The organism is Cupriavidus sp. OTU4054 (genome assembly GCF_038440175.1).
GTDB lineage: Bacteria > Pseudomonadota > Gammaproteobacteria > Burkholderiales > Burkholderiaceae > Cupriavidus > Cupriavidus pauculus_D.
Genome location: NZ_JASATF010000016.1, coordinates 123869 through 149068, shown reverse-complemented (window position 1 = coordinate 149068; position 25200 = coordinate 123869). Strand labels below are relative to the sequence as shown.

Annotated in this window: 21 protein-coding genes; 9 read left to right on the top strand and 12 right to left on the bottom strand. The window is 64.9% G+C overall.

The window, feature by feature from the left end; all coding sequences use genetic code 11:
- Complete coding sequence (locus tag AAHB16_RS19480; RefSeq protein ID WP_223851347.1) at positions 1-360, bottom strand: PepSY domain-containing protein; 360 nt, start codon at positions 358-360, stop codon at positions 1-3.
- Positions 361-471: 111 nt separating this feature from the next.
- On the opposite strand from AAHB16_RS19480, the gene AAHB16_RS19475 reads away from it, so the two are divergent.
- Positions 472-633, top strand: a complete 162-nt coding sequence (locus AAHB16_RS19475) for a hypothetical protein (RefSeq protein WP_191002157.1) — start codon at positions 472-474, stop codon at positions 631-633.
- A gap of 280 nt (positions 634-913) precedes the next feature.
- A complete protein-coding gene (locus tag AAHB16_RS19470; RefSeq protein WP_150373257.1) occupies positions 914-1831 on the top strand; it encodes a hypothetical protein in 918 nt (305 codons plus the stop codon).
- A gap of 84 nt (positions 1832-1915) precedes the next feature.
- Here the strand turns inward: AAHB16_RS19470 and AAHB16_RS19465 are convergent, their stop codons facing one another.
- From AAHB16_RS19465 to AAHB16_RS19440, 6 genes are all read right to left on the bottom strand, one after another.
- A complete protein-coding gene (locus tag AAHB16_RS19465) occupies positions 1916-3259 on the bottom strand; it encodes an MFS transporter (protein ID WP_342051763.1) in 1344 nt (447 codons plus the stop codon).
- A gap of 95 nt (positions 3260-3354) precedes the next feature.
- A complete protein-coding gene (locus AAHB16_RS19460; protein ID WP_150373261.1) occupies positions 3355-4170 on the bottom strand; it encodes an enoyl-CoA hydratase/isomerase family protein in 816 nt (271 codons plus the stop codon).
- Positions 4171-4173: 3 nt separating this feature from the next.
- Positions 4174-5796, bottom strand: coding sequence for an AMP-binding protein (locus AAHB16_RS19455; protein ID WP_342051762.1), 1623 nt, complete (start codon positions 5794-5796; stop codon positions 4174-4176).
- The gene (locus AAHB16_RS19450; RefSeq protein WP_150373264.1) at positions 5789-6367 is read right to left on the bottom strand and encodes a (2Fe-2S)-binding protein; all 579 of its coding nucleotides are present in this window, start codon (positions 6365-6367) and stop codon (positions 5789-5791) included. The genes AAHB16_RS19455 and AAHB16_RS19450 overlap by 8 nt, the downstream gene beginning before the upstream one ends.
- Positions 6364-7179 (bottom strand): FAD binding domain-containing protein, encoded by an 816-nt coding sequence (locus AAHB16_RS19445; RefSeq protein WP_342051761.1) that lies wholly within the window; start codon positions 7177-7179, stop codon positions 6364-6366. The genes AAHB16_RS19450 and AAHB16_RS19445 overlap by 4 nt, the downstream gene beginning before the upstream one ends.
- On the bottom strand, positions 7176-10226 hold the full coding sequence (locus AAHB16_RS19440; RefSeq protein ID WP_342051760.1) for a xanthine dehydrogenase family protein molybdopterin-binding subunit: 3051 nt from the start codon (positions 10224-10226) through the stop codon (positions 7176-7178). The genes AAHB16_RS19445 and AAHB16_RS19440 overlap by 4 nt, the downstream gene beginning before the upstream one ends.
- Positions 10227-10369: 143 nt before the next feature.
- Here AAHB16_RS19440 and AAHB16_RS19435 point away from each other — a divergent pair, with 143 nt between their 5' ends.
- From AAHB16_RS19435 to AAHB16_RS19425, 3 genes are all read left to right on the top strand, one after another.
- Positions 10370-11278 carry a LysR family transcriptional regulator gene (locus tag AAHB16_RS19435; RefSeq protein ID WP_150373269.1) on the top strand — a complete coding sequence of 303 codons (909 nt, stop codon included), beginning with the start codon at positions 10370-10372 and terminating at the stop codon, positions 11276-11278.
- Between the two features lie 165 nt (positions 11279-11443).
- On the top strand, positions 11444-12679 hold the full coding sequence (locus AAHB16_RS19430; protein WP_342051759.1) for an NAD(P)/FAD-dependent oxidoreductase: 1236 nt from the start codon (positions 11444-11446) through the stop codon (positions 12677-12679).
- A gap of 223 nt (positions 12680-12902) precedes the next feature.
- Positions 12903-14582, top strand: coding sequence for a putative bifunctional diguanylate cyclase/phosphodiesterase (locus AAHB16_RS19425; protein WP_342051758.1), 1680 nt, complete (start codon positions 12903-12905; stop codon positions 14580-14582).
- A gap of 84 nt (positions 14583-14666) precedes the next feature.
- Here the strand turns inward: AAHB16_RS19425 and AAHB16_RS19420 are convergent, their stop codons facing one another.
- Positions 14667-15428: an SDR family NAD(P)-dependent oxidoreductase gene (locus tag AAHB16_RS19420; RefSeq protein WP_150373924.1), complete on the bottom strand. Its 762-nt coding sequence runs from the start codon at positions 15426-15428 to the stop codon at positions 14667-14669.
- 40 nt (positions 15429-15468) lie between these two features.
- On the bottom strand, positions 15469-16209 hold the full coding sequence (locus AAHB16_RS19415; protein ID WP_342051757.1) for an SDR family oxidoreductase: 741 nt from the start codon (positions 16207-16209) through the stop codon (positions 15469-15471).
- Positions 16210-16492: 283 nt separating this feature from the next.
- Here AAHB16_RS19415 and AAHB16_RS19410 point away from each other — a divergent pair, with 283 nt between their 5' ends.
- Positions 16493-17407 (top strand): AraC family transcriptional regulator, encoded by a 915-nt coding sequence (locus tag AAHB16_RS19410; protein ID WP_150373925.1) that lies wholly within the window; start codon positions 16493-16495, stop codon positions 17405-17407.
- A gap of 118 nt (positions 17408-17525) precedes the next feature.
- On the opposite strand, the gene gyrB is transcribed toward AAHB16_RS19410, so the two are convergent.
- The 3 genes from gyrB to dnaA form a co-directional block, all read right to left on the bottom strand.
- The gene (gene gyrB / locus AAHB16_RS19405; protein ID WP_342051756.1) at positions 17526-20051 is read right to left on the bottom strand and encodes a DNA topoisomerase (ATP-hydrolyzing) subunit B; all 2526 of its coding nucleotides are present in this window, start codon (positions 20049-20051) and stop codon (positions 17526-17528) included.
- Between the two features lie 154 nt (positions 20052-20205).
- Positions 20206-21321 (bottom strand): DNA polymerase III subunit beta, encoded by a 1116-nt coding sequence (gene dnaN / locus AAHB16_RS19400; RefSeq protein WP_150373277.1) that lies wholly within the window; start codon positions 21319-21321, stop codon positions 20206-20208.
- A 378-nt stretch (positions 21322-21699) separates the two neighbouring features.
- The gene (gene dnaA / locus AAHB16_RS19395; RefSeq protein WP_342051755.1) at positions 21700-23448 is read right to left on the bottom strand and encodes a chromosomal replication initiator protein DnaA; all 1749 of its coding nucleotides are present in this window, start codon (positions 23446-23448) and stop codon (positions 21700-21702) included.
- Positions 23449-24240: 792 nt separating this feature from the next.
- On the opposite strand from dnaA, the gene rpmH reads away from it, so the two are divergent.
- The 3 genes from rpmH (at position 24241) to yidD (ending at position 25184) form a co-directional block, all read left to right on the top strand.
- Positions 24241-24375, top strand: a complete 135-nt coding sequence (gene rpmH / locus AAHB16_RS19390) for a 50S ribosomal protein L34 (RefSeq protein WP_008650850.1) — start codon at positions 24241-24243, stop codon at positions 24373-24375.
- 118 nt (positions 24376-24493) lie between these two features.
- A complete protein-coding gene (rnpA, locus tag AAHB16_RS19385) occupies positions 24494-24877 on the top strand; it encodes a ribonuclease P protein component (protein WP_150373280.1) in 384 nt (127 codons plus the stop codon).
- Positions 24878-24887: 10 nt separating this feature from the next.
- Positions 24888-25184: a membrane protein insertion efficiency factor YidD gene (gene yidD / locus AAHB16_RS19380; RefSeq protein WP_150373281.1), complete on the top strand. Its 297-nt coding sequence runs from the start codon at positions 24888-24890 to the stop codon at positions 25182-25184.
- Positions 25185-25200: the final 16 nt, after the last annotated feature.

Below are 25200 nucleotides of genomic sequence, written 5' to 3'. Positions count from 1 at the left end.
TCAGGGCGCCTTTCGCGCGCCGTCGAGCTTCGCGCCCTTGCTCTTGATCAGCGCCACGGTCCGCGCGTCGTACTTGAGCTTGGACACGCCCCCATCGGGCAGCAGCAGCTTCACCTCGTAGATCCACTGGCCGTCGTCGTGATCGAGCTCCACGTCGAGCACGTCGCCGTTGTAGGTGCGATTGACGGCATCGAGCACGCGCGCCAGCGGCACGATCTCGCCGGCCCTGAGCGCGGCCCGCGCCCGATCGGCATCGGTGTCGGCCATCGCGGGGTACGAGGTCACGGACAGCACGCCGAGCGTCGCCGCCATGGAGAGGGCGATCGCGGCATTGCGGAGATGGAAGGTTCTGGTAGCCATGGCGTCATCCTGACGCGCCGAAGCTGAACGCAACCTGAACGCCATGCTCAGCCGCCGTTCAGGTTGCGGCCCGCATGATGCATCCCATCGACTCCACTCACGAGAATAGCCATGCCGGCCAGCGTCCAACGAAGCGTCCATGCTGCAGATACTACTCCAGCCCCATCCGCGCCCACGCGCCGGCGCGAACGCAGCGGCCTGCGCGAATCCCTCGGCATGCTTGGCGCGCTGTTCGGCACGCTGGTACTGGTAAGCAGCCTGTTCTGGCGCTGACAGCCGAGTCGGCACGTAGATGTCTTGTATGTATCTTTTATCAACAATATATCGATAAAGCGGCAATCCCCCTGACGTTGGGAGCGCCGCATACACCACTCTTCTCTAGAATCTCCCCCTGATCGAGAGCCGGTCACCAAATTCGGGCCAATCGACAAAACAAACAAAAACGTTAGGGGAAATCATGAAGGCAATGGGTAAGTGGATGGCCAGCTGTGCGCTGGCTGCAATGCTTTGTGCTTGCGGTGGTGGTGGGGATGACGCCGGCAGCTCGCTGAATGTGAGCGCTACGGGCAGCAGCACGCAAGGGACAACCGTCGGCAGCGGCCAGACCGCGACGCTCAACGTGCAGTCGGGCGATTTCATCACGCTGCGCACGGGCGCGCCGGTCAGGTGGCAAGCGGTCATCACGAGCAACCTGACGACGCTGACGAACCAGTCGCAAAGCGAAACGGTCTGGTCGGGCAACCTGATCAGCCCGACCGGCGACACCATCCAGCTCACGGGCACGCTGGTGAGCGATGCCAGCAAGGTGTTCAAGCTGAACCTGACGGTGGCACCGCAACGCTACACGGTGCCCGCGCCGAAGGTCGGCACGGTAGCCACGCTCACCGAAACCACGACACGCCTCGGCGGCACCGTCAGCACGCAACACATTGCCTACACGACGACGGCCGTCGCCAACGGTATCGTCACGGTCGACAGCGTCAACGCCGACACGAACACGCCGGACGTACGCTACACGCAGAACCTCGACGGCAACCGCCTGACCCGCACGTTCCTCAGCAACGGCAACCTGTGCACGTACACGCCCAAGCGCACCCTGTTCACCTTCCCGATGTACGTCGGCAAGTCGTGGACCGACACGTGGAACTACAGCTGCGTGGCCGGCTATCGCGAGACGGGCAACGTGACGGCAACCGTGGTGGGCTACGAGCCGGTCACGGTCGCCGCCGGCACGTACAACGCGCTGCGCGTCAACTTCGTGATCACGTACACGAACTCGAACGACAGCCTGCTGCCGAACGGCAACCTCGGCACGGCAACGTACTCGGAAACGATCACGGGCTGGTGGTCGCCGGAACTTGGCCGCACCGTGAGGTGGGTATCGAACAACGCGTACGCCACGGGCTTCTCGAACGCGGCTTACACCAAGACGTTCACGCAGGAACTGCAAAGCCTGCAAAGCCCGCAGTAACGCGGCAGCATGTGTAGAAAAAATGGCCAGCAAATGCTGGCCATTTTTATTGGTCGCCTGGCGCTCCCTCGCCGCGCGCCCGCCTCACTTTTCTCCAAGGCGCCCGATGGTTTCCGGCACGATCACCGCGCCAGCCAGGTAAATGGCAGTGACCGCGGCGACGAAGATTCCGAGTACCCTCGGCAGGTCGGCGGGGGTGCTGGCGCACAGCGATGCGAAGGTTGGCATCATCCCGCCGATCGCGAAGCCGATATTCCATGACAGCCCAGTCCCCGTGGCACGGATGCTGGTCGGGAACCGTTCGTTCAGGAAAATAAGGATCGGGGAAAAACCCATGCAGCCGAGCATCGCCAGCGCTGTGGCATACATGCCAAGCGTGATGACGTCCTGCGCTGCGGGCATCTGTTGATAGATCCACGGCAGCAGCACCAGATTCAAGGCACCGATCAGCAGGAAGCATCGCCGGCGACCGATCAGCGTGCTGAGGTGACCGGCAAAGATCGATGCCACGATGACGCCGGCACTGCTGGCCATCAGAATGGCCGCGGACGCGCCCGCCGGCGCGTTCACCGCGATCTTGAGGAAGGATGGCAGATAGCCTGAAGTCAGGTAGTAGGCGCTGCCGCCGCCCATCGTGAGCAGGATATTGACAACGAGGACGCCGCGGTACTTGCTGGAGAACAAGACGCGCAACGGGGCGTCGGCCGGTGCGGTGCGGCCCTTGGCCGCCTGCAACTGCTTCCACAGCGGCGACTCCTCGAGCGAATTGAAGATGATCAGGCCGAGCACCGCGCTGATGATGCCGGCGAAGAACATGCAGCGCCAACCCCAGACGTCGAACGCATCGCCGGGAAACAGCGCGGTCATTGCCATGTAGGTGATGGAAGCCAGCAGCGCCCCGATGCCCGCGCCACCGCCACCGACCAGTCCCGACACGGCGCCGCGCCAGGACGGCGGCACCGATTCCGTACCGATGGTGTGGGTGGAGGCCACCACGCCGCCGACAAAGATCCCCTGCACCAGGCGCAGCAGGATGAACAAGCCCGGCGCAAGCAGTCCCACTTGTGCCACCGTGGGCAGCAGCCCGAACGCCGCCGTGGACAAGCCAACGCCGGTCACCGCAACGACCATCGCGCCCTTGCGCCCGCGGCGATCGGCATAGGAGCCGAAGATCGCGGAGCCGAGCGGACGCATCAGCAGCGTCACCGCAAACGACGCGTACACGGCCGCCAGCGACAGCATGGCATGTTCCGACGGAAAAAACAGCCTGCCGATCACAGGCGCCACGAACAGCAGAATGAACAGGTCGAACAGGTCCAGCGCCCATCCCATGCACGACGCCGTCACCGCACCAAGCACCTGGCGATTGCTCGCCGCTGGCAGCGTATCGTCGATCGTGTCCGTCCTCGTCTTTGCTACGGCTTCCATAGTTGTCTGTCTCCTTTGATTTGGATCTCTGCCCCGATCAATGCGGCAGCGGTGGCGCGTGGCGGTTCGTTGCCGTCAGGCGCCCCCCGATTGCGTCAGCTGCCGGTGAACGCCGGCTTGCGCTTGCCGTGGAACGCTTCCACGCCCTCGCGGAAATCGTCGGAGCTGCGGAGGCGGCTATAGCAATGCCCTTCCAGCTCGATGGCGATGGACAGCGGCGCGTCTTCGGTGTCGTTGAGCAGCTTTTTGGCGGTACGCTGCGCCAGCGGGGAGAAGCTGCGCAGCTCGTCGACCAGCGCATCGGTGGCGGCTTCCAGTTCCGCGTCGGCGACACACTCCACCGCGATGCCCCACTCATAGGCTTGCTTGCCCGAGATACGGCGCGAGCGCATCACGATGTCCTTGGTGCGGCCGATGCCCACCATCTTCTGCAGGCGCGCCGAGCCGCCCGAGCCAGGAATCTGCCCGAGCTTCTGCTCCGGCAGCGCGTACTGCGTGGTCTCGGTGGCAATGCGGAAGTCGCAGGCCAGCGACAGTTCGAAGCCCACGCCAAAGCAATAGCCGCGGTTGGCGGCAATCACCGGCTTGCTGCAGCGCGCCGGCGCTGCAACGTTCCAAGCCAGCTGCGAGACGTGCTCGGGCGACGCCTCCAGAAAGCCCTTGATATCGCCGCCGCTGGAGAAGTGCTCCCCCTGCGAGCGCAGCACGATCACGCGCACGCGCTCGTCGGCATCGAGCGCTTCGATGACGGCGCGCAACTGGTCGCGCGCCGCCATGGCAATGACGTTGTACGGCGGGCGGTGCAGGATGATGTCCGCACGCTCGCGCGCGGCGTCGATCTCCACGGAGAAGCCGTCGAGCTCTTGCAGACGTTGCTGGTCGGGATGAATCAGTTCGGTTGCCTGGGTCATGTTTTACTCCTTGATCGTGTCGGCAGGCGTGGCGTCCGCTGCCTGATTGGGATTGGGGTTGAGGGTGGGGTCGCCGGAAGGGGTGACGTGCGGGGAGACGTGCGGGGTGACGTGCTCGTACTCGCCGGCGGAGAGCTTGCGGCGGAGGATCTTGCCGACCGGCGACTTGGGGATCTCCTTCACGAACACGTAATCGCGCGGGCGCTTGAAGTTCACCAGGTCCGAGCCACGGCAGTAGGTATCGAGAGCCTGTGCGTCCACGTTGCCGCGCGGCTTGACGAACGCCACCACCTTCTGCCCCCAGCGCGGGTCCGGCACGCCCGCCACCGCCACCTCGTCCACCGCCGGATGAAGCGACAGCACGGATTCGATATCGACCGGAGACACGTTCTCGCCGCCGCTGATGATCATGTCGTCCACCCGGCCGCTGACGAAGAGGTCGCCCTCGGCATCGAAGTAGCCGGTGTCGCCCGTGAAGTACCAGCCGTCGCGCAGCGATTTCGCATTGGCGTCGTCGCGGTTCCAGTAGCCCTCGAAAGCCTCGTCGCCGCGCAGATCGGCGATGATCTGGCCCTCCTCGCCGCAAGCGGCCAGATCGTCGGGTGAGCGCGCATCGAGGCGCACCACGCGCAGGCGCGTGTTGATTCCGGCGCGCCCGGCGCTGCCGGGCTTGCGGGTGGCGCGCTGGTCCACGCTGAACGTGTAAACCTCGGACGAGCCGTAGTGGTTCACGAACAGTTCCGGCTCGAACGCCATCGCAAGACGGCGCAACAGGTCGTCGCTCATCGAGGCGCCAGCAAAGCCGAGCTTGGTCGCGCTGCGCACGAGGGCGGCATCGAACCCCGGGGCGGCCAGCAGGTCGTGGTACAGCGTGGGCACCAGATACAGGCAGGTGATTCGGTGGGTGGCGATCTCCTGGAGTGCCAGCGCGGCGTTCCAGCGCCGCACGCAGACGAACAGGCCGTCCACCAGCGCCATGGCCAGCAGCGATCGCACGCCCATGGTGTGGTAGAGGGGCATGACGCCAAGGGTGCGTTCACCGCGGCGATACAGGTTCTGGGCCACATGCGCCAGCGCCGCGGCACGCTCCTGCTGGTGGCGGCGCGGCACGCCCTTGGGCTTGCCGGTGGTGCCGGAGGTGTAGAGCATCAGCGAGAGGTCGCCCGCCTCGGCGACCGGGCCGTCATGCTGCGCGGCGCCGTCCAGCAGCGCGGCGAAGGACATCGCGCCGCCCGCCGCGCCGTCCAGCGCAATGCGGGGCACGGCCCGCGCCGCGGGGCTGGCCAGCACCGCATCGGCGCTGACCGGCTCGAACACCACGGCCTTGACGCCGGCATCCTGCACGCAGTATTCGAGCTCCTCCGGCTTCGCGCGCCAGTTCAGCGGCACCATCACGATCGAGGCGAACTGGCAGGCCCAGTGCAGCGTGGCCATTTCCCAGCGGTTTTGCAGCACGGCCAGCAATCGGTCGCCTGGGGCCAGGCCAAGCTTGCGCAGGCCGGAGGCCACGCATCGAATGCGCTCGTACCATTGCGCGTAGGTCAGCATCAGGTCGCCATCGACAATGGCGGGCGTGTGCGGACTGCGCTCCACGCTCTGGAGGAAGGTGCGGCCCAGATCAAGCATCGCAAGCCTCCAGGCGCGTTGCATCGTGATCGGCGGCGCGCGCGCGGGCACGACCGGCCGCCACGTCGAGCACTGCCGCCACGATCGGCGTATAGCCCGTACAGCGGCACAGGTGGCCGGATAGCATGTCGCGCACCTGCGCCTCGCTGGGCTCCGGCACGCGCTCCAGATAGTCCGCGCAAGACATCAGGATGCCCGCCGTGCAGAAGCCGCACTGCAACGCGTGGTGGCGGCGGAAGGCGTCCTGCAGGTCGCCGAGCTGCCCGGCCGGCGCCAGTCCCTCGACGGTATCGATGGACCGGTGCTCCGCCTGCACCGCCAGCATCAGGCAAGAGCGCGCGGCAACGCCGTCGACGCGTACCGTGCATGCGCCGCACACACCGTGCTCGCAGCCCACATGAGTGCCGGTGGCACCGAGCTCGTGGCGCAGAAAATCCGACAGCAGCTCGCGCGGCTCGCAATGGCCGCTGCGCGCACGGCCGTTCAGGGTCAGAGTGATGCGCCGCTGCTCGTGGCGCTGCATCACCTCGGCGGGCTTGCCGGATCCGGCGCCCTTGGTGGTCTTGCTCATCTTGCCTCCTCGATCACACGCTTGCCCAGTTGCCGCACCAGATGCCGGCGGTACTGCGCGCTGATGTGGGCGTCGTCTTGCGCGCCCAGTTTCCAACTGAAATCGTTGATGGCGGCCTCGAGATCCTTGCCCTGAAGACGGGGCCAGGTTTCCAGCACCGGCCGGTCCGCCACGCCGCCAACCGCCAGCGCGATCGCGTCATCGGTCACGGTGGCCGCGCAGGACACGAGCGCGAAATCGCCGTGGCGCGCGGAGAATTCGGCAAAGCCGTAGCGCGCGCCGGGGCGCCGCAGCGGAAAGCGCACCGCTTCCACCAGCTCGTCGGGCTCGCGTGCCGTCATCAACATGCCCTGGAAGAAGCTGGCCGCCGGCAATACGCGGTGGCGCCGCGCGGCGCGCAGCACCACTTCGCCGCCCAGCGCCGTCAGCACCAGTGGCAATTCCGCGCTCGGATCGGCATGCGCCACGGAGCCGCACACGGTGCCCCGGTTGCGAATCTGGAAATGCGAGATAAACGGAAGGGCCATCGCCAGCAGCGGCACCTCGTCGGCCAGCGTGGCGCGCCATTCGACACTGCCCTGTGTGGCCGCGGCACCCACCGCCAGGTGACCGCCATCCACGCGCACCGTATTCAGCTCGGCGGTCCGCGAAATATCGATCAGCAGTTCTGGCTGTGCCAGGCGCATGTTGAGTACCGCCATCAGCGACTGGCCACCGGCCAGCACGCGCGCGCCCTCGCCGCCACGTGCAAGCGCATCGAGCGCGTGCTGCGTGGATTCGGCGCGCAGGTAATCGAATGCGGATGGTTTCATCGGCGAACTCCCAAACGAGCCAGCAGGCGGTCAAGCCAGCCTTGCGGGCGTACCGGCTTGCCGGCGGCCTGGCGGCCGAGCGATTCGAACAACTGACGCAGCACCACCTTGGCCGCGCCTTCCAGCATGCGACCGCCCACGGCCGCGACCTTGCCGGTGACCTCGGCCTCGTAGTCGTAACTGAGGCGCGTGCCGCTGCCCTGCGGCGCCAGTTCCACCAGGCCCGCGCCGCGCGCGCTGCCCAGCGAGGACATGCCGGCGCCCGCTAGCCGCAGCCGGTGCGGGGGATCGAGGTCCGACAGGGCGATCTCCGCCTCGAAGCGCGCCTTGATCATCCCGACCCCGACCGTGACATCGGCGCGGTAATGGTTTTCTGCGGTGCGCTCCAGCGCGTGGCAGCCGGGCACGACCCTGGCCAGCGCCTGCGGGTCCAGCAGCACGGCGAATACGGCTTCGGGTGTGGCGTCGAGATCCACCGTGCCGCGCGCGGTGAGCGCCTTGCCACTGCCCCTGCGGGCGGCAGGCACGGCAGCATCCCGCATGGCTTCCAGCAGCTCGGGGCGCGACGGTGGCGGATCGTCGAAGCCCACCATGGCCATCACCTTCGCCGGGGTCAGCGGCAGGCGGATATCGTCGACGCCGAGCGCGTCCGCCACCGCGTTCGCGATGCAGGGCGGCGTGCTCATGTTGTTGCCCTCGCCAAGGCCCTTCGCGCCGAGCGGCGTGAAAGGGCTCGGCGTTTCCAGATGCACGATCACCGGATCGGGCACTTCGCAGGTGGTCGGCATCAGATAGTCGGCCAGCGTGCCGGACTGAAAGCTCCCGTCGGCGCCATAGCGGAACTCCTCCATCAATGCCGCGCCGAGCCCCTGCGCGAAAGCCCCGCGGATCTGGCCATCGGCCAGCGCCGGGTTCAGCAGCGTGCCGGCGTCATGCGCGGTCACGTAGCGGTCGATACGCACGCGGCCCGTGGCGCGGTCAATCTCCACGCCGCACATATCGAAGGCGAAACCATAGGCGGCGGAGGTGTTGATGCGGTCGTTGTCATCGGGCGCTTCCAGATTGGGCGGCGACCAGAAGACCGTCTCGCGCAGGCCAGGCTCTTCTCCCTCCGGCAATTGCTGCGGCGACCAGTGGGGCGCGTTGCTCGCGACACGCGCGAAGGGCAGTGCGGATTCGGGTGCGCCATGCCGGGCGATATGGCCGTCCGCGAACTCCACCTCGCCAGGCGTGCAGCCGAACTGCGGCGCCGCGATGCGCGCCAGCTTGTCGCGTACCCGCTGGGCGGCCAGATGCACGGTGCCGGCCACCGCGCCGGCAAAGCGGCTGGAGTAATTGCCGGCGGCCACCGACCACGCATCCTTGTGGGTATCGAACTCGACGTTCACCACCACCTCGGCCGGGGCCACGCCCAGCACGTCGGCCACCACCTGCGCGCACACGGTCATATGCCCCTGTCCGGCCGGCGTCGAGGCAATCGTGACCACCACACCGCCAAGCAGATCCACGCTGACCGTGGCGCTGGCGATGGCGCCATTCTTCGGGCCCGCTTTCTTGCGCGCCTCGGCCGGCATGGCGGTGGTGATGTAGCCCATGTTGGAGACGGACGGCTCCACGATGGCGGCAAAGCCTATGCCATATAACCGGCCCTCGGCGCGCGCGGCGTCGCGGCGGCGCGTCAGCTCGGCATAGCCGCCGTCTTCCAGCGCGCGCGTCAGCGCTTGCTGGTAGTTACCGGAATCCAGCAACGCCCCGGCCGCCGCGCGATAGGGGAAGGCATCGGCAGCAACGAAGTTGCGGCGATAGACGTCGAGCGGATCGAGTCCGAGCTGCGTTGCGATGCGCTGGACCAGCCGCTCCAGCGCGAAATACACCTGCGGCCCGCCAAAGCCACGCACCAGCCCGGTGGGTGTCTTGTTGGTCATCACCACCCGGTTGCGCACCAGCAGGTTGGGGATGTCGTAGGCGCCGGTCAGACAGCCATGCATGCGATAGAAGGTGGCGGGCTCCGGGGCGCGCAGGTAGCCGCCGCAGTCTTCGACCTGGTCATAGGAGAGCGCCACGATGCGGCCATCGGCGTTCACCGCGGCTTCCAGTGTGGACAGCCGCGCGGTGGCGGAGGTGGCGGCGCTGAGGTGCTCGAGCCGGTCTTCCACCCACTTCACGGGCGCGCCGGCCTTGCGGGACGCCAGGCACATCAGCACCGCGTAGGGAAACACGGCCTGCTTCACGCCGAAGCTGCCGCCGGAATCGCGCGGGGCTTTGTGGCGCAGCCGGTTGGCGGGCACCTTGAGCACCATCGCCATCACCGCATGCAACGAGAACGGCCCCATGAAATTGGAGGTGACGTCGTAGCCTTCGTCGCCGGGCAGGCACTCCGCGATCACCACGCCGCATTCGATCGGCGTGCAGGTGTTGCGCGGATAGTGGGCGGTCAGCGTGACCCGGTGCGGGGCCGCGGCGAAAGCGGCTTCGGGCTCGCCGTAGCGGAAGTGGCGATCGCTCACGACATTGGCGCCCACGCCGGGATGCAGGACGGGCGCATCGTCGCCCAGCGCCGCTTCGATCGATACCACGGGCGGCAGCACGTCGTAAGTGACGCGCACCAGATCGAGCGCGTCTTCGGCGAGGGCGCGGCTTTCTGCCACGACCACGGCCACCGGCTCGCCCACATAGCGCACGCGGTCCATGGCCAGCGCCCATTGCTCCATGGGGGCTTTCACGGCCACCACGAAGGGACGCGACCAGGCCACGAGGTCCGCGCCGGTCAGCACCGCGTGCACGCCCGGTGCGTCGAGCGCGGCGGAGGCATCGATACGGCCGAGTTCGGCATGCGCATGCGGGGAACGCACGATGGCGGCGTGCAGGGTGCCGGGCTTCACGCCCAGGTCATCGCCATAGCGGCCACGGCCTGTCAGGATCGCAGCGTCCTCGAGCCGCTCCATCGATCGGCCCACATGCGGGCGGCCCACATGACGCTGGCGCCCGGCCGACGCGCGGGTCTCCTCGATCTTGCCGGTCATGCCGCCAGCATCTTTGATTCTCATGCCTGTCTCCATTCTGTCCGCGGGATCCGACGGACGAATCCGCGGTTCCTGCAGCCTTGAACAGGAGCTTAGTGAGAATCTGGTATTAGTTATAATATTGTTTATTGATCGACTGCATCATTAAGACTGATAGCGAGAAGCGCATGGACCTCAAACAAATTCAGTACTTCATCGCGCTCTTCGAAGATGGCTCCGTCACACGTGCGGCCAAGCGCATGAACATCGTGCAGCCAGCACTGAGCATGCAGATCGCCAAGCTGGAGGAAGAGTTCGGCCAGAAGCTGTTCGATCGCATCCCGCACGGGATGGTCCCGACCGCCGCCGGCCGCATGATGTACCGGCTGTTCCTGCCGATCACGCGAGACCTCGCCAATGCGCGGCAGCAACTGATGCAACGCGAAGAGCAGGTGGCCGGCAGCATCTCCATCGGCATGGTGGCGTCGGAGACGGAAAGCGTGCTGGTGGGGTCGCTGGCCCGCTTCAACGCGCGCTACCCGAATATGGAGGTGTCCGTCGCGGACGGATTCAGTGCCACGCTGATCGACCTGGTCTCCGCCGGCCATCTCGACGCCGCGGTGGTGCATAAGCCCCGTGGCAAGCTCTCGCTCCATGTGCAGACCCTGCACGACGAGGAAATGGTGCTGGTCACCAGTACCGAGCATGGCGTGGAACTGCCGGCGGCGGTCGAACTCGCCAAGCTGCCCGGACTGGAACTGGTGTTGCCCACCAAACGTCATGGCCTGCGCGGCGTGATAGACGCCGCGACGCAGGTCGAAGGTGTCACGCTGCAGCCAAAGTTCGAGATCGATATCCTCGGCACGATCATGCAGTTCGTCGAGGCCACGCGCTTTGCCACGGTGCTGCCGCGCATCGTGGTGCAGCGGGCGGTGACCGAGGGCAGGCTGCGCATTTATCCGATCCTGGCGCCGCGCATCGTGCGCCATCTGGTATGCGTGAGCCATCCGCAGCGTCCGCTCGGCACGGCCGCCGACGCGCTGATCGCGATCGTGGCCGAGGAGATCCGGAGGGTGTCCGGAATGCCGCACGAATAGCGCGGCATATCCGCCCTGAACCATCAGTCATTGCATGCTCGGAAGGCACTGCAGAATTCGGACAAACCGGAGCAGGATCGGGGAAGACGCGTGCTCCACCGCACCCCTATGGTGGTTGGTATTGGCGTCCTGACTGGCACGGACGACGGACCTGGAGCCACCTTCATGGTAAAGATCTACGGGAGAAGGCGTACAGCCACCGGCTACGCAATTCGCGACTTCCTTCATCGCAGCGACATTCCTTTCGAATGGATCGAGCTCACTTGCGACGACGATGCTGCATCGCTTGCTGGCGTGCAGGACCTGACCGATGCGCGCCTGCCCGTGTGTGTCTTCCATGACGGCACACGGCTCGAATGCCCGACCATCCGTCAGATCACGGAAAAGCTCGGCTGGTTCGCCAACCCCTCACGATCGGAGTACGACCTCGCCATCTACGGCGCCGGCCCCGCGGGACTGAGCGCGGCGGTGTACGGGGCATCGGAGGGATTGCGCACGGTACTGGTGGAACGGTGGGCGGTCGGCGGTCAGGCAGGTAGCAGCTCGAAGATCGAGAACTACCTGGGCTTTCCCGATGGCATCGGTGGCTGGGAGCTCGCCGAGCGCGCTCGCGCCCAGGCGGTGAGGTTCGGGGCCGAGATACTGCTTGCACGCGCGGGCATCCGTGCGGAGTTTCCGCCAGGAAAGGGCATCGTCTATCTGGAAGACGGTACTCGCATCACGGCGCGAACGTCGATCTGCGCCACGGGCGTGGCGTATCGCAAGCTAGGGCTGCCTGACGAGGATCGCTTCTTTGGCTCGGGCCTCTACTATGGTGCCGGGGCGAGTGAAGCGGCACTGACGCACGGCGAAGATGCCTATATTGTCGGAGGCGGCAACTCGGCAGGCCAGGCGGCAATGTACTTCGCGCAGTCCGCCCATCGCGTTTTCATGATCGTGCGCGACGCCTCGCTGAAGCGCACGCTATCGCAATATCTGGTGGACCGTGTGACCTCGGCACCCAATGTGGAAGTCATCCCATGCACCGAAGTCACGGCGCTCCACGGCGACGAGACGTTGCGTGAAATCACGCTGACCGATATGCGCACCGGCCAGCACCGCAAGGTCAAGGCGCACTGCCTCTTCGTCTGCATCGGTGGCTTACCGCAGACAGAGTGGGCCACGCACGTGGGGATCGTGCGGGACGAAGCCGGCTACCTCGTCACCGGTCCAGACCTGCGCGAGTTCGAGCCCGACCCGCGATGGCCGCTCGACCGCGCTCCGCTTTATCTCGAGACCAGTATGCCGGGCGTGTTCGCTGCGGGAGACGTCCGCCATGCGTCGATCAAGCGCGTCGCATCTGCCGTCGGTGAAGGCGCCATGTGTGTGGCGCTCGTGCATCGATATCTGAATGGCGGATGAACAGCCTCCCGATGGTTTCTCGCGGTACGGGTCACGAGCGCCCGGCCAGGCGGCCGGAAAATCGCTCAAACCGCCGTTTGAAGGGCCTCGTGCCAGCAAGCCGCACCTTGGCGCCGGCGCTGAATGATCGCCATCATGCGAATTTCCTCTTACGATATGCCCTGTCAGTTATCGCAGACATTACCGGCGCCGTCGCACCGGTCGAATACGGAGAAGCGCGGACGTGGGAAGTTTTCAAATACTCGATCACATCACGGACGGCGTCATGTCGCTCGACCGAGAGTGGAAATTTCGGAATATCAACCATACCGCCGAGCGGCTGCTCAAGCGTCAGTCCGCGGACCTGCTGGGCCGCGAGATCTGGGCCGAATATCCGGACCTCCTCGGGTCGAGCTACGAAAAAGCCTATCGCCAGGCCGCCGAGACGGGTACGCCCAGCACCGCGACCGACTTCTACGCTCCGCTCGATACCTGGTTTGAAGTGCGGGCGTTCCCCAGCGACGACGGAATCATCGTGCTCGTCCGCGATGTCACCGAAGCGCGCGCCATCTCCGAACGCCTGTTGCGCCAGGCGACGCATGACGAACTGACCGGTCTCATCAACCGGCGGGAACTGTTGTTGCGCCTGAACCGTCTCGTCGATGAAGGCACGGCCGCTTCCGTCGATCTGCTCTTCATCGACCTTGACCGCTTCAAGGATACGAACGACTCGTTCGGCCATGTCGCGGGCGATGACGTACTGCGTGCCATCGGCGAGCGTCTTTCCGGCATGTGTGGCGAAGGCGGGACCGTGTCGCGCATCGGCGGGGACGAGTTTGTGATTTTTCTCGTCGACGCGCCCGAGGACGAGGCCCCACGCGTCGCGCATGAAGTCGTCGTACGCTTGCGCGAGCCCATCTTGACGTCGTGCGCGCGGGCTTCGGTGGGGGCCAGCATAGGCGTGGCGCGCTATCCCGTTTCGGCGGCGAATGCCGGAGAACTCCTGCGCAATGCGGACATCGCGATGTATCACGCGAAACGCGCGGGCGGCTCGCAGGTGTGGTCGTTCGGCAAGGAGGACGCGCTGCGCCTCTCGCATCGCCGGCGGCTACGCGCAGATCGGGAGAGTGCGAGCGCCGCGCGCCAGTTCGAACTGCACTATCAGCCACAGCTGGATCTGCATACCGGCCGCGTCTACGGTGCCGAAGCGCTCTTGCGATGGAACCATCCGCAACTCGGGCTGCTCACGCCAATCGATTTCCTCGACGTGCTGCTTGCATCGCCGGCTTACGAGGCGACCGGCGACTGGCTCATTCGCAATGCGTTCCGTCAGGCGGCGGCATGGCAGGCGGCGAGCCGTCCGCCGTTCAAGGTCGCCGTCAATCTCTCGGCCACGACGATCCAGAACGGCGATCTCGCCACACTGGTTCTCGAGGCGGCCGAAGCGGCCGGCGTATGCGCCTCCGTACTGGACATCGAGGTGACCGAGACGGTCGTCATGAGCGACTTCGCGACCGCGTCGCGCGCGCTTTCCGCGGTACGACAGCTCGGCGTGACCGTCTCTCTCGACGACTTCGGCACCGGCTACTCCAGCCTCGCATACCTCACGCGATTGCCTGTCGATCGCATCAAGATCGACAAGTCGTTCGTGCAGGAACTCACCGTCAAGGAAACCTGCCCTCGGGCGCGTGCGATGGTCGAAGCCATGGTCGCGCTCGCGCGCGCGCTCGGCATCAGAACGGTCGCGGAAGGCATCGAGACCGAAACGCAGTTTGCCCTCGTCAAGGAACTCGGCTGCGACGCCGTGCAAGGCTATTTCATCGGCAAGCCGATGCCGGCATCGCGCATCGACCCGAATGCCGAGATGCGGTTCGGAGGCGCGAGCGCTTCGTCGTTGCACAACGCAGGAAGCCGCTCGCGTTGAAGGTCATGAAGAAAACCGCCCGAGGGCGGTTTTCTTTCTCGGCACGTCAGATGCCTTCAGATACTTACGCGGCCAAGACGTGGATCAAGGCAGGGCCACGCTCATCCCACCGTCGGCCATGACTACGGCGCCGACGATAAAGCTGGCCTTTTCCGATGCGAGGAAGGCGATCACCTCGGCGATTTCCTTCGGCTGTGCCGCGCGGCGGATCGGTGCCTTCTTGCCATGCTCGGCAAGGAAGGCCTGGCCGTCCGCATGGATGTGGTTGGTAATGTTGGTGATGACATCGCCGGAGCCCACCGCATTCACGCGAATACCGTGTTCGATGGCTTCCAGCGAGAGCGCCCGCGTCAACTGAGCAAGTGCGCCCTTGGATGCCGCATACGCTGCGATGAGCGGAAAGGCCTGATAGCAGGCGTAGGACCCCACGTTGACGATGGCCCCCGTCTTTGCCGGCAGCATGGCGCGCATGGCTTCCCGCGAGAACAGGAAAGCGCCCGTGGCATTGACGGCCTGGATGCCATTCCAGTCTTCCAGCGACATATCCACCAGCGGCTTGTTGATGATGACCGCCGCGTTGTTGACGAGGATGTCGAGCTTGCCAAAGCGGTCGATTGCCGTGGTAACGGCCTGCACGGCGCTTTCCTCTCGCGCCACATCGGCGACGACGGGAACGATGCCAGGTCGCGCCAGCGCTTCGACGTTGCTGCTGCGCTCGACGGCAATCACATTCGCCCCTTCGGCGTGAAGCAGTTCGGTGGTCGCCAGGCCGATACCACTGGCTGCACCGGTGACGATGGCGACCTTGCCTGCGAAGGCACCGCTTGTCGTGTTTCGTGATGTCATGATGTTCTCCTGATTGATTTGGGTCCCGTGCCGGGATGGATCAAAACGGGCTGGCGGTGGGCCGTACGACGATCTCGCTGACGTCGACGTCGGCGGGCTGCTCCACCGCGTAGGCGATGGCACGTGCGATCGCGTCAGGGGTGATGGCGATGCGACGGAACTCCTGCATCGCCCTGCGCGCGGTGTCGTCGGAGATCGAGTCGGCCAGTTCGGATTCCACGACGCCGGGGCAAATCACCGTCACGCGGATCTTGTCGGTTTCCTGGCGCAGCCCATCGGAGATAGCGCGCACGGCGAACTTGGTGGCGCAATAGACCGCGGCAGTCGGCGACACGGAGAGCCCGCCAATCGAAGAAATATTGATGATCTGGCCCATCCCTTGCGTTTCCATCGTCGGCAGCACGGCGGCAATGCCATGCAGCACGCCACGAATGTTCACGTCGATCATCCGGTCCCACTCGCCGACCTTCAGCGCGTTGAGCGGCGAAAGCGGCATCACGCCCGCGTTGTTGATCAGGACGTCGATGCGACCGAAGGCATCAAGCGCGAATTGGGCGAATGCCGCCACGTCGCCGGCCGAGGTCACGTCGAGCTCGCGGTAACACACCACGCCGCCGGAGGCTTCGATCGATGCCGCCAACCCGGCGAGCCGGTCGGTCCGGCGTGCACCGATCACGAGCCGGTGTCCCTGCGCGGCCAGCAGGCGCGCGGCGCCCTCGCCAATGCCGCTGCTCGCCCCGGTGATCAGAATGACTTTCGATTCGTTGGCTACGATTGCCATGTTGCATACTCCTATCGTTGGTTCGGATCTGGCCGCGGAGGTCGGCGCTTGATGCAGCGCGCTCAGCAGTTGCGTTTCGGCCTCCAATGAAGCGGTACGGTTCGTTCGGCCGGTGCATGAATGTTAGGGATGACCTGCCTGCAGGCGAATACACGGACCGATGCCGTTATTGCCTGTTCCTATTGAACCGGCTGGTACGGTGTGCAAGGCGGGCTAGAATGGCGGCTGCAGGCAAACAAGAGGAGGCTTTGTGTCCAAGGTCCGCTCCCCCGCTTCCGTCAGGATGGTTCGTCTGATCGAGAAACTGGCGCCCAACGAGGGCTACACGCAGTCGACGCTCGATAGCGTGCGGCTGATGCGTTCGGATCGGCCCCTTGGGCGCACACCGGTGCTGTACGAGCCGAGCATCGTGATCGTGTGCCAGGGCCGCAAGCTTGGCTTTCTGGGCAATGAGGTCTATGTCTACGACGCGCAGCACTATCTCGTACTGTCGGTACCGCTGCCGTTTTCCACGGAAACCCAGGCTTCGCCAGAGGAACCCATGCTGGCGGTGTCCATCCGTCTGGACCTCCTCGAACTCAGCGAACTGATCACGCAGATCGGGGCGGCAGGAGATCTGCCTCAGGCACCGCCCAACGGCATGGTGTCTACGGGGCTTGACGAGAATCTGGCCGATGCAACCGTCAGGTTGCTGGAGACATTGACGGTCCCGATGGATGCTCGGATTCTGGGGCCCGGCCTGGTACGGGAAATCTGCTACCGCGTGTTGACGGGGGCACAGGGAGGCGCGATGCGTGCCGCTCTCGCTCACCACGGGCGCTTCGGCCGCGTCGCAAGAGCGCTGAAGCGCATCCATGCCGATTATGCGACGCCATTGAACGTGTCCCGCCTGGCCGAAGAGGCCGGCATGAGCGTGCCGGCATTTCACGCCAACTTCCGCACGGTGACCCAGACGTCGCCAATCCAGTACATCAAGTCCACCCGCCTTCATCAAGCGCGCCTGATGATGATTCGCGACGGCGTCACCGCGGCGGCAGCAGCGGGACGAGTGGGCTACGAGAGCACTTCGCAGTTCAGCAGGGAGTTCAAGCGGCTTTTCGGGCGAACACCGGTTGAGGAGGCACGCGACATGCGCGAGTCCTTCACCCTGTCACCGGCGGTTCGCTTCAATCCAGAGCCAGCGATAAGGGGGCCGTAATCCCCTCGAAACACTAGGCAAAAAAAAAGCCGCCAGAAGGCGGCTTTTTCTCAATTTCCACGTCACAGAGTTCTCAACAACTTGGCAGAGATCTCACGTTTCGTGACATCCGACATCATCAAACGTCAATATTCCGCGCCACCAGCGCATTGCTTTCGATGAAGTTCCGGCGCGGTTCCACCTCGTCGCCCATCAGCGTCGTGAAGATCTGGTCCGCGGCGATCGCGTCTTCGATCTGTACCTTCAGCAGGCGGCGCTGCGTCACGTCCAGCGTCGTTTCGAACAGCTGGTCGGGATTCATTTCGCCGAGACCCTTGTAGCGCTGGCGCGTCACGCCGCGTTCGGCTTCGCTCAGGAGCCATTGCATGGCCTGGTGGAAGTCGGACACGGTCTGGTCGCGTTGCTTCTCGCCTTCGCCGCGCTTGACCTTCGTGCCGTCGGGGATCAGGCCCTGGAACGTCGCCGCGGCCTTGGCCAGCGCCTCGTAGTCGGCGCCGTGGACGAAGTCCGCGTCGAGGTGCGAGAGGCGGACGTTGCCGTGGTGGCGGCGCGCGATCATCAGGCGGTGCTTGTCGGACTTCTCGTCGAACTGTGCGTAGACGTCGGCGGTACCGTCGTCGTTGACGGCGGCGCCCAGCAGCGTCTTGGCGTGCATCTCGGCGAGCTTCGCCTTGAGGGCCACGGCCGAAGCTTCAGCCGCCGCGGCGCTATCGAGGTCCAGCGTGACGCCGTCCGCGATCGCGCGCAGGGCATCGCTATCCACGATGCGCGAGAGGCGGCTGATCACGCCTTCCGCCAGCTGATACTGGCGGGCGAGCTCGGTCAGCGCATCGCCGTTGATCTCGCTGCCATCCGGACGAATCAGCGCGGCCTTCTCCATCGCGAGCTTCAGCAGGTATGCGTTCAGCTCGTTGTCGTCCTTGATGTAGCGCTCTTCCTTGCCGTGCTTGATCTTGTAGAGCGGCGGCTGCGCGATGTACACGTAGCCACGCTCGATGATGTCCGGCATCTGGCGATAGAAGAACGTCAGCAGCAGCGTACGGATGTGCGAACCGTCCACGTCCGCATCGGTCATGATGATGATGCGGTGGTAGCGCAGCTTCTCGAGGTTGTAGTCGTCCTTGCCGATACCCGTGCCCAGCGCGGTGATCAGCGTCAGCACTTCCTGGCTCGACAGCATCTTGTCGAAGCGCGCGCGCTCCACGTTCAGGATCTTGCCCTTCAGCGGCAGAATCGCCTGGAACTTGCGGTCGCGGCCCTGCTTGGCCGAGCCGCCTGCGGAGTCACCCTCCACGAGGAACAGTTCGGACAGCGCCGGATCGCGCTCCTGACAGTCCGCCAGCTTGCCCGGCAGGCCCATGCCATCGAACGCGCCCTTGCGCCGCGTCATCTCGCGCGCCTTGCGCGCGGCCTCGCGCGCGCGCGCCGCATCGACGATCTTGCCGCAGATGATCTTCGCGTCGGTCGGCGTTTCCAGCAGGAAGTCCGTCAGCGCCTTGCTGACGAGTTCTTCCACCGGCAGACGCACTTCCGACGACACCAGCTTGTCCTTGGTCTGCGAGCTGAACTTCGGCTCGGGTACCTTCACCGAGAGCACGCACGACAGGCCTTCGCGCATGTCGTCGCCCGAGGTCTCCACCTTGGCCTTCTTGGCGATCTCGTTCTCTTCGATGTACTTGTTGATCACGCGCGTCATCGCCGCGCGCAGACCCGTCATGTGGGTACCGCCATCGCGCTGCGGAATGTTGTTCGTGAAGCAGAGCACCTGCTCGTTGTAGCCGTCGTTCCATTGCATCGCCACTTCCACGGCAATGCCATCTCTCTCCGCGTTCGCGTAGAAGATGTTCGGATGCAGCACGGTCTTCGCGCGGTTGATGTACTCGACGAAGCCCTTCACGCCGCCCGAGAACGCGAAATCCTCTTCCTTGCCCGTACGCTGGTCGGTGAGCTTGATATGCACGCCGTTGTTCAGGAACGAGAGCTCGCGGATGCGCTTGGACAGCACCTCGTAGTGGAATTCGACGTGCGTGAAGATCTCCTCGTCGGCGAGGAAGTGCACTTCGGTACCGCGCTTGTCGGTCGCGCCGACGATCTTCATCGGCGACACTTCCACGGGCTGGCCGTCCGGGCCTTCCACGGTCTCGATGATCCGGTTCTGCACCTCGCCACGCGAGAATTCGATCAGGTTGACCTGGCCATCGCGGCGCACGGTCAGGCGCAGCCACTTGGAGAGCGCGTTCACGCAGGACACGCCCACGCCGTGCAGGCCGCCCGACACCTTGTAGCTGTTCTGGTTGAACTTGCCGCCGGCATGCAGCTCGGTCATCGCGATTTCCGCGGCGCTGCGTTTCGGCTCGTGCTTGTCGTCGAACTTCACGGCCGGCGGAATGCCGCGGCCGTTATCGACGATCGAGATCGAGTTGTCGCTGTGGATCGTCACCGAGATCTCGGTGCAATAGCCCGCCAGCGCCTCGTCGATCGAGTTGTCCAGCACCTCGAACACGAGGTGATGCAGGCCAGTGCCGTCGGACGTATCGCCGATATACATGCCCGGTCGCTTGCGTACCGCCTCCAGGCCTTCCAGGATCTGGATCGAAGAGGCTCCGTAGGTGTTTTCCTGTTGCGGTTTCTGCTGTTCGGTCATGTTTTCCTACTCACGGCAAATGCGGCAATCGGCGCGCGTGTTGCTGCTGGCGCGCCCCGATCGTTCCGCAATAGCGGGTTACTAAAACGGCAAAAGGGGCGGATCGACGGGATCCGGCCCCCTGCTGGTATCTTGTCGTCCGAATTCCGGAGGATCAGATGCGCATCGGCATGACGACGTACTTGAAGTTGTCGTCGTCCGGCACGGTAATCAGCGCACTCGAATTCGAGTCGCCGAGGCTGACCTGTACCTGCTCGCTCTTCAGGTTGCCCAGCACGTCGAGCAGATAGGTCACGTTGAACCCGATATCGAGCGCGTCGCCCGAGTAATCGAGTTCCAGCTCTTCCTGCGCCTCTTCCTGATCGGCGTTGGTGGAGCTGATCTTCAGCGTGTGCGTGTCGAGAATGCAGCGCACGCCCTTGAACTTGTCGGTCGTCAGGATCGCGGTACGTTGCAGCGCCTGCTGCAGACGCACGCGGTCGATCGCGAACGCATTCTTGTAGCCCTTCGGAATCACGCGCTGGAAGTCCGGGAACTTGCCTTCCACGAGCTTCGAGATCAGCTCGATGTTCGCGAAGCTGAACTTCACCTGATTCGCGGCCAGTTGCACCTGCACGGGATCGTCCGTGTCCTCGAGCAGGCGTTGCAGTTCGAGAATCGTCTTGCGCGGGATGATGACTTCCTGACGCGAGCCGCCACCGGTGGCTTCGGTGTCGAGCTCCACACCGCAATACGCCAGACGGTGACCGTCGGTCGCAACGGCCATCACCTTCTTGCCGTCCACGACCAGCAGCATGCCGTTCAGGTAGTAGCGGATGTCCTGCTGGGCCATCGCGAAATGGACCATCGCCAGCAGATGCTTGAACGTCTTCTGCGGCAGGCTCACGCTCGCGTTGAACTCGCTCGCTTCCGCCACGGTCGGGAATTCCTCGGCCGCCAGCGTCTGCAGTGCAAAGCGGCTCTTGCCCGATTGCACGGTCATGCGCTTGTCGTTCAGCGACAGCGCGACATCGCCGTCGGGCATCGCGCGCAGGATGTCGAGCAGCTTCCGCGCGGCCACGGTCGTGGCCACGTCGTCGCTGCCGACGCCGCACTCGGCGTGCGTGGTGATCTGAATCTCGATGTCGGTCGACAGGAAGGAAACGTTCGAGCCGGACTTGCGAATCAGCAGGTTGGCCAGGATCGGGAGTGTGTGGCGGCGCTCCACGATGCCGCTCACGATTTGCAGCGGACGCAGCAGATTGTCTCGCGAGGTTTTGACCAATTGCATTGAATTTATCCTTCGTCGTTTGTCGTCAGCTCGACCGCAGATGCGCAAACCCCTGAAATCGATTCAAATTCACTTATGAATCAAGGAGTTAATGTTGCATTGTACCAAGGATAAGCCGCTGCGGTGAAGCGGGGCGGTTCCGGCAAGCGGCGCGCTTGTGCCCAAAAAGCCACGGCGCGCCCGTCCGCATTGCAGAACTGTCCCGACTCACCGCAAAGCCTTATCTGAGGCCAATTTCCCGCGGTACAACCGGTTGATCCAGACGCCCGTTTGCCGCCGGGCGCGTAGCCAGTAGTATGCCAGCCCGGCAAGGCCGGCTTGTAAAATCGTCGAATGGCCATGAGCGGACGCTAGTTCACGTCCGCCCTTCGCCACCGTTCAACCCTTGAGCGTCTGTTCGAGCACGTGCAGCTCGTGATTGAGCTGCGCATCCTTGCTGCGTTCGTCGGCGATCTTCCGCACCGCGTGCAACACGGTGGTGTGATCGCGTCCGCCGAACAGCTCGCCGATCTCCGGCAGGCTCTTCTGCGTGAGTTCCTTCGCCAGGTACATCGCGATCTGCCGCGGCCGTGCAATATTTGCCGGCCGCTTCTTCGAGTACATGTCCGCGACCTTGATGTTGTAGAAATCGGCGCAGGTCTTCTGGATGTTCTCCACCGAGATCTGGCGGTTCTGCACGGTCAGCAGATCCTTCAGCGCCTCGCGCGTGACCTCGATCGTGATGTCCTTGCCGTGGAAGTTCGAGAACGCGAGGATCTTGCGCAGCGCGCCCTCGAGCTCGCGCACGTTGGACCGCAGGTGCTTCGCGACGAAGAACGCCACCTCTTCCGGCACGCTCACGTTTTCCGCGGCCGCCTTCTTCATCAGGATCGCCACGCGCATTTCGAGCTCGGGCGGTTCGATCGCCACGGTCAGGCCCGAGTCGAAGCGCGAGATCAGCCGGTCATCGATACCGGTGATCTCCTTCGGATACGTATCGCTGGTGATGATCACCTGCGCACGGTTCGCGATCAGCGCCTCGAACGCGTAGAAGAATTCTTCCTGCGTGCGGTTCTTGCCCGAGAAGAATTGAATATCGTCGATCAGCAGCAGGTCGAGCGAATGGTAGTAGCGCTTGAACTCGTCGAACGCTTTACGCTGGTACGCCTTCACCACGTCGGAGACGTACTGCTCGGCGTGGATATAGCGGATGCGCGCGCGCGGATTCTCCATCAGCATGAAATTGCCGATCGCGTGAATCAAGTGCGTCTTGCCGAGGCCCACGCCGCCATAGAGATAGAGCGGGTTGTACGACTTGCCCGGGTTGTTCGCCACCTGGATCGCCGCCGCGCGCGCAAGCTGGTTCGCCTTGCCGGTCACGAAGTTGTCGAACGTGAGAATCGGATTCAGGCGCGAGCGCTCGTGCACCGTGTCGCTCTGCTGCGGCTGCGCCGGCTGCTGCTGGGGCACGCGGTACGATCGCGCGCTGGCCTCGGCCGGATCCATCTGGGCGACATCGATCTCGCCCATGTCCGGCACGTGGTTGCCCTGTAACGGATGGCCCGATGCCGCGCCGCGGCCGGCGTGCGACGGGTGCGCGCCCGGGTGGCTGCCCGGATGGCTGCCCGGATGGCCGCCCGCGTGGTTCACGGGAGCGGGGTAGGGCGCCTGCGGCGCGCTGGACGGATGGGGCGCCGGATAGTCGAAGCCGCCCGGCGCCTGATTGCCATATTGCTGGCTGCCGTACCCCTGTGCGGGCGCATGGTTCGCGCGCTGGCCGGGGGCGGACTGACCCGCCACGGACGACTGCGGATACGTACCCGGTGCTGCGCCTTCCGGGGCGCCGCCATGCACGCCCGGCTGCGCGCCCGGCGCCATATAGGCGGCCGCGCGCCCCGAGGCGGCGGGATCGAGTACGAAGTGAACGCTGACCTGCGCTTCCCAGTACTCGCACGCAAGGGCCGTGATGCGGCCGGAGAATTGGCTCTTGACCCAGTCCAGCTTGAAACGGTTGGGCGCGGCGATTCTGAGCGCGTGCGCCTCCTCGTCGAAGGCGACGGGCGCCAACGGCTTGATCCAGGTCTTGAACTGTTGCGGCGTCAGTTCGCGCTCGAGTTGCGCGGCTGCCGCCTGCCAGAAATCTTGCATGTGTTCTTGTTGAGTGACCGTACCAGGCGGCTCGGGTCGAGCCTCCCGGATACAGCACGAGCGCTGCGACGCCTTCTTCACAATCCGGCCTCGCACACGGCCCCGATCCGCGTGATCGGGTCGAGACGGCGATACCGCACCCACGATGCGCGACGAGGGCATCAGGGGGAAGCGGTATACCGATGGCAGAGGACCGGGTTGTACGTGCGCCACGCAGCCCGTGTAGTAGTTGGACCGGGATTGTACCCCCCGGCCCGAGTTATCCACAAAGGATAAGTCTGTGGACAACTTGTGCAAATTCAGTGGATTGCTGTGCACAACCTGTCCCCGCGCGGGTGGCGACAAGCGCGCTTTACACGATTTTTTCCCAACAGAACAACAACTTGATGCCGCCTTGACGCCCCTGGACCCCTCATCGCGCCGTGTGGCTGTTACCCACCGATAGGTGTGGACAATGGCCCGTGCGCGGCCGATTGGGCCGAGCCGCTTTCGGAGGTTGCGCACATCGGTTTCCTTGACACCTCAGCCGAAAATCGGTTAAATGGCGGGTTCTGCGATTCGGCAGGGGATCACGTGTGTCGTACGGGACGTTAACCGTAACGCCCCGAAATGTGCCACCCGGTCCTTGCCAGTTTCCGCGTTGTTGGTCAGCGCGGATCGAGACTTCCTCAGCAGTCAACTCGATATCGGCTTCGCGGCTCGCGCCGCGAACCCTCGTGCGAACCATACGCGGCGGCCACGGCCCCGGCAGTGCCGGCGTCCGGATAGCCCGGATCAACCAGAGAGTGCAACATGAAACGTACTTACCAACCTTCCGTTACCCGCCGCAAGCGTACCCATGGCTTCCGCGTGCGCATGAAGACCCGTGGCGGCCGTGCCGTCATCAACGCTCGCCGCGCCAAGGGCCGCAAGCGCCTGGCAATCTGAGGGCCGGGCGACCGGCCTGGACGGTGATCCGACGGATCCCGTTCTTGCCTACCGCCTCGCACTCAGGATGGCCGGGAGCGCAGCCGCCGGGCGCAGCTTTTCGCTAGCTTTGCACAGCGTGTCTACCCATGCCTTTCCAAAGGCCGCGAGGCTAACAAAGACGGATGAGTTTTCATCCGTTTTTGCTTTGCGGCCACGCCGCCGCAGCCCGCACTTCGTGCTGTACGTGCGCGCCAACGGCAAGGCCGAAGCGCGTCTTGGCGTCGTCGTCGGCAAGAAGTTCGCGCCGCGCGCCGCCGAGCGCAACCTGGTCAAGCGCATGGCCCGGGAACTGTTTCGCGGCCGGCAGGACCAACTCGCGGGCCGCGATGTGCTGTTGCGGCTGCAGACCAAGTTTCCGCGGGCCGAGTTTGCCAGCCGGGCGGCGATCCGCCGGGCGTGCAGCACGGAAATCGCAAGCCTGCTGGAGGTGGCGGCAAGGCCGATGCCACCGCCCGCCTGATCCCGACACCATGAAGCGAATCCTGCTTGTCCTGCTGCGTATCTACAAGATCGCGCTCAGTCCGTACCTGGGCTCGCAGTGCCGCTTCCTGCCGACATGTTCCGAATACGCGCGCGACGCCGTCACCCTGCACGGCGCCGCACGCGGAAGCTGGATGGCCGCTTGCCGGCTCTGCCGTTGTCATCCTTTCGCACAGGGCGGGTATGATCCCGTGCCCGAGCCCCGAAACATGGGGAGCGCCCAGGCGCCCCGTACGAGCGCCGCGCCAGGCCAGCCGCCTGTCACGATCCGGCTCCCCAGACCCTGAATTCCTCCGACCATAG

Bases quoted from the DNA above. Each gene is read 5' to 3' on its own strand.
- AAHB16_RS19450 (WP_150373264.1), bottom strand. From the start codon at position 6,367: ATGAGCAAGACCACCAAGGGCGCCGGATCCGGCAAGCCCGCCGAGGTG.
- AAHB16_RS19420 (WP_150373924.1), bottom strand. From the start codon at position 15,428: ATGACATCACGAAACACGACAAGCGGTGCCTTCGCAGGCAAGGTCGCC.
- AAHB16_RS19440 (WP_342051760.1), bottom strand. From the start codon at position 10,226: ATGAGAATCAAAGATGCTGGCGGCATGACCGGCAAGATCGAGGAGACC.
- AAHB16_RS19480 (WP_223851347.1), bottom strand. From the start codon at position 360: ATGGCTACCAGAACCTTCCATCTCCGCAATGCCGCGATCGCCCTCTCC.
- AAHB16_RS19445 (WP_342051761.1), bottom strand. From the start codon at position 7,179: ATGAAACCATCCGCATTCGATTACCTGCGCGCCGAATCCACGCAGCAC.
- AAHB16_RS19455 (WP_342051762.1), bottom strand. From the start codon at position 5,796: ATGCTTGATCTGGGCCGCACCTTCCTCCAGAGCGTGGAGCGCAGTCCG.
- AAHB16_RS19460 (WP_150373261.1), bottom strand. From the start codon at position 4,170: ATGACCCAGGCAACCGAACTGATTCATCCCGACCAGCAACGTCTGCAA.
- dnaA (WP_342051755.1), bottom strand. From the start codon at position 23,448: ATGCAAGATTTCTGGCAGGCGGCAGCCGCGCAACTCGAGCGCGAACTG.
- AAHB16_RS19475 (WP_191002157.1), top strand. From the start codon at position 472: ATGCCGGCCAGCGTCCAACGAAGCGTCCATGCTGCAGATACTACTCCA.
- AAHB16_RS19465 (WP_342051763.1), bottom strand. From the start codon at position 3,259: ATGGAAGCCGTAGCAAAGACGAGGACGGACACGATCGACGATACGCTG.
- AAHB16_RS19415 (WP_342051757.1), bottom strand. From the start codon at position 16,209: ATGGCAATCGTAGCCAACGAATCGAAAGTCATTCTGATCACCGGGGCG.
- AAHB16_RS19410 (WP_150373925.1), top strand. From the start codon at position 16,493: ATGGTTCGTCTGATCGAGAAACTGGCGCCCAACGAGGGCTACACGCAG.
- AAHB16_RS19435 (WP_150373269.1), top strand. From the start codon at position 10,370: ATGGACCTCAAACAAATTCAGTACTTCATCGCGCTCTTCGAAGATGGC.
- gyrB (WP_342051756.1), bottom strand. From the start codon at position 20,051: ATGACCGAACAGCAGAAACCGCAACAGGAAAACACCTACGGAGCCTCT.
- yidD (WP_150373281.1), top strand. From the start codon at position 24,888: ATGAAGCGAATCCTGCTTGTCCTGCTGCGTATCTACAAGATCGCGCTC.
- AAHB16_RS19430 (WP_342051759.1), top strand. From the start codon at position 11,444: ATGGTAAAGATCTACGGGAGAAGGCGTACAGCCACCGGCTACGCAATT.
- dnaN (WP_150373277.1), bottom strand. From the start codon at position 21,321: ATGCAATTGGTCAAAACCTCGCGAGACAATCTGCTGCGTCCGCTGCAA.
- rpmH (WP_008650850.1), top strand. From the start codon at position 24,241: ATGAAACGTACTTACCAACCTTCCGTTACCCGCCGCAAGCGTACCCAT.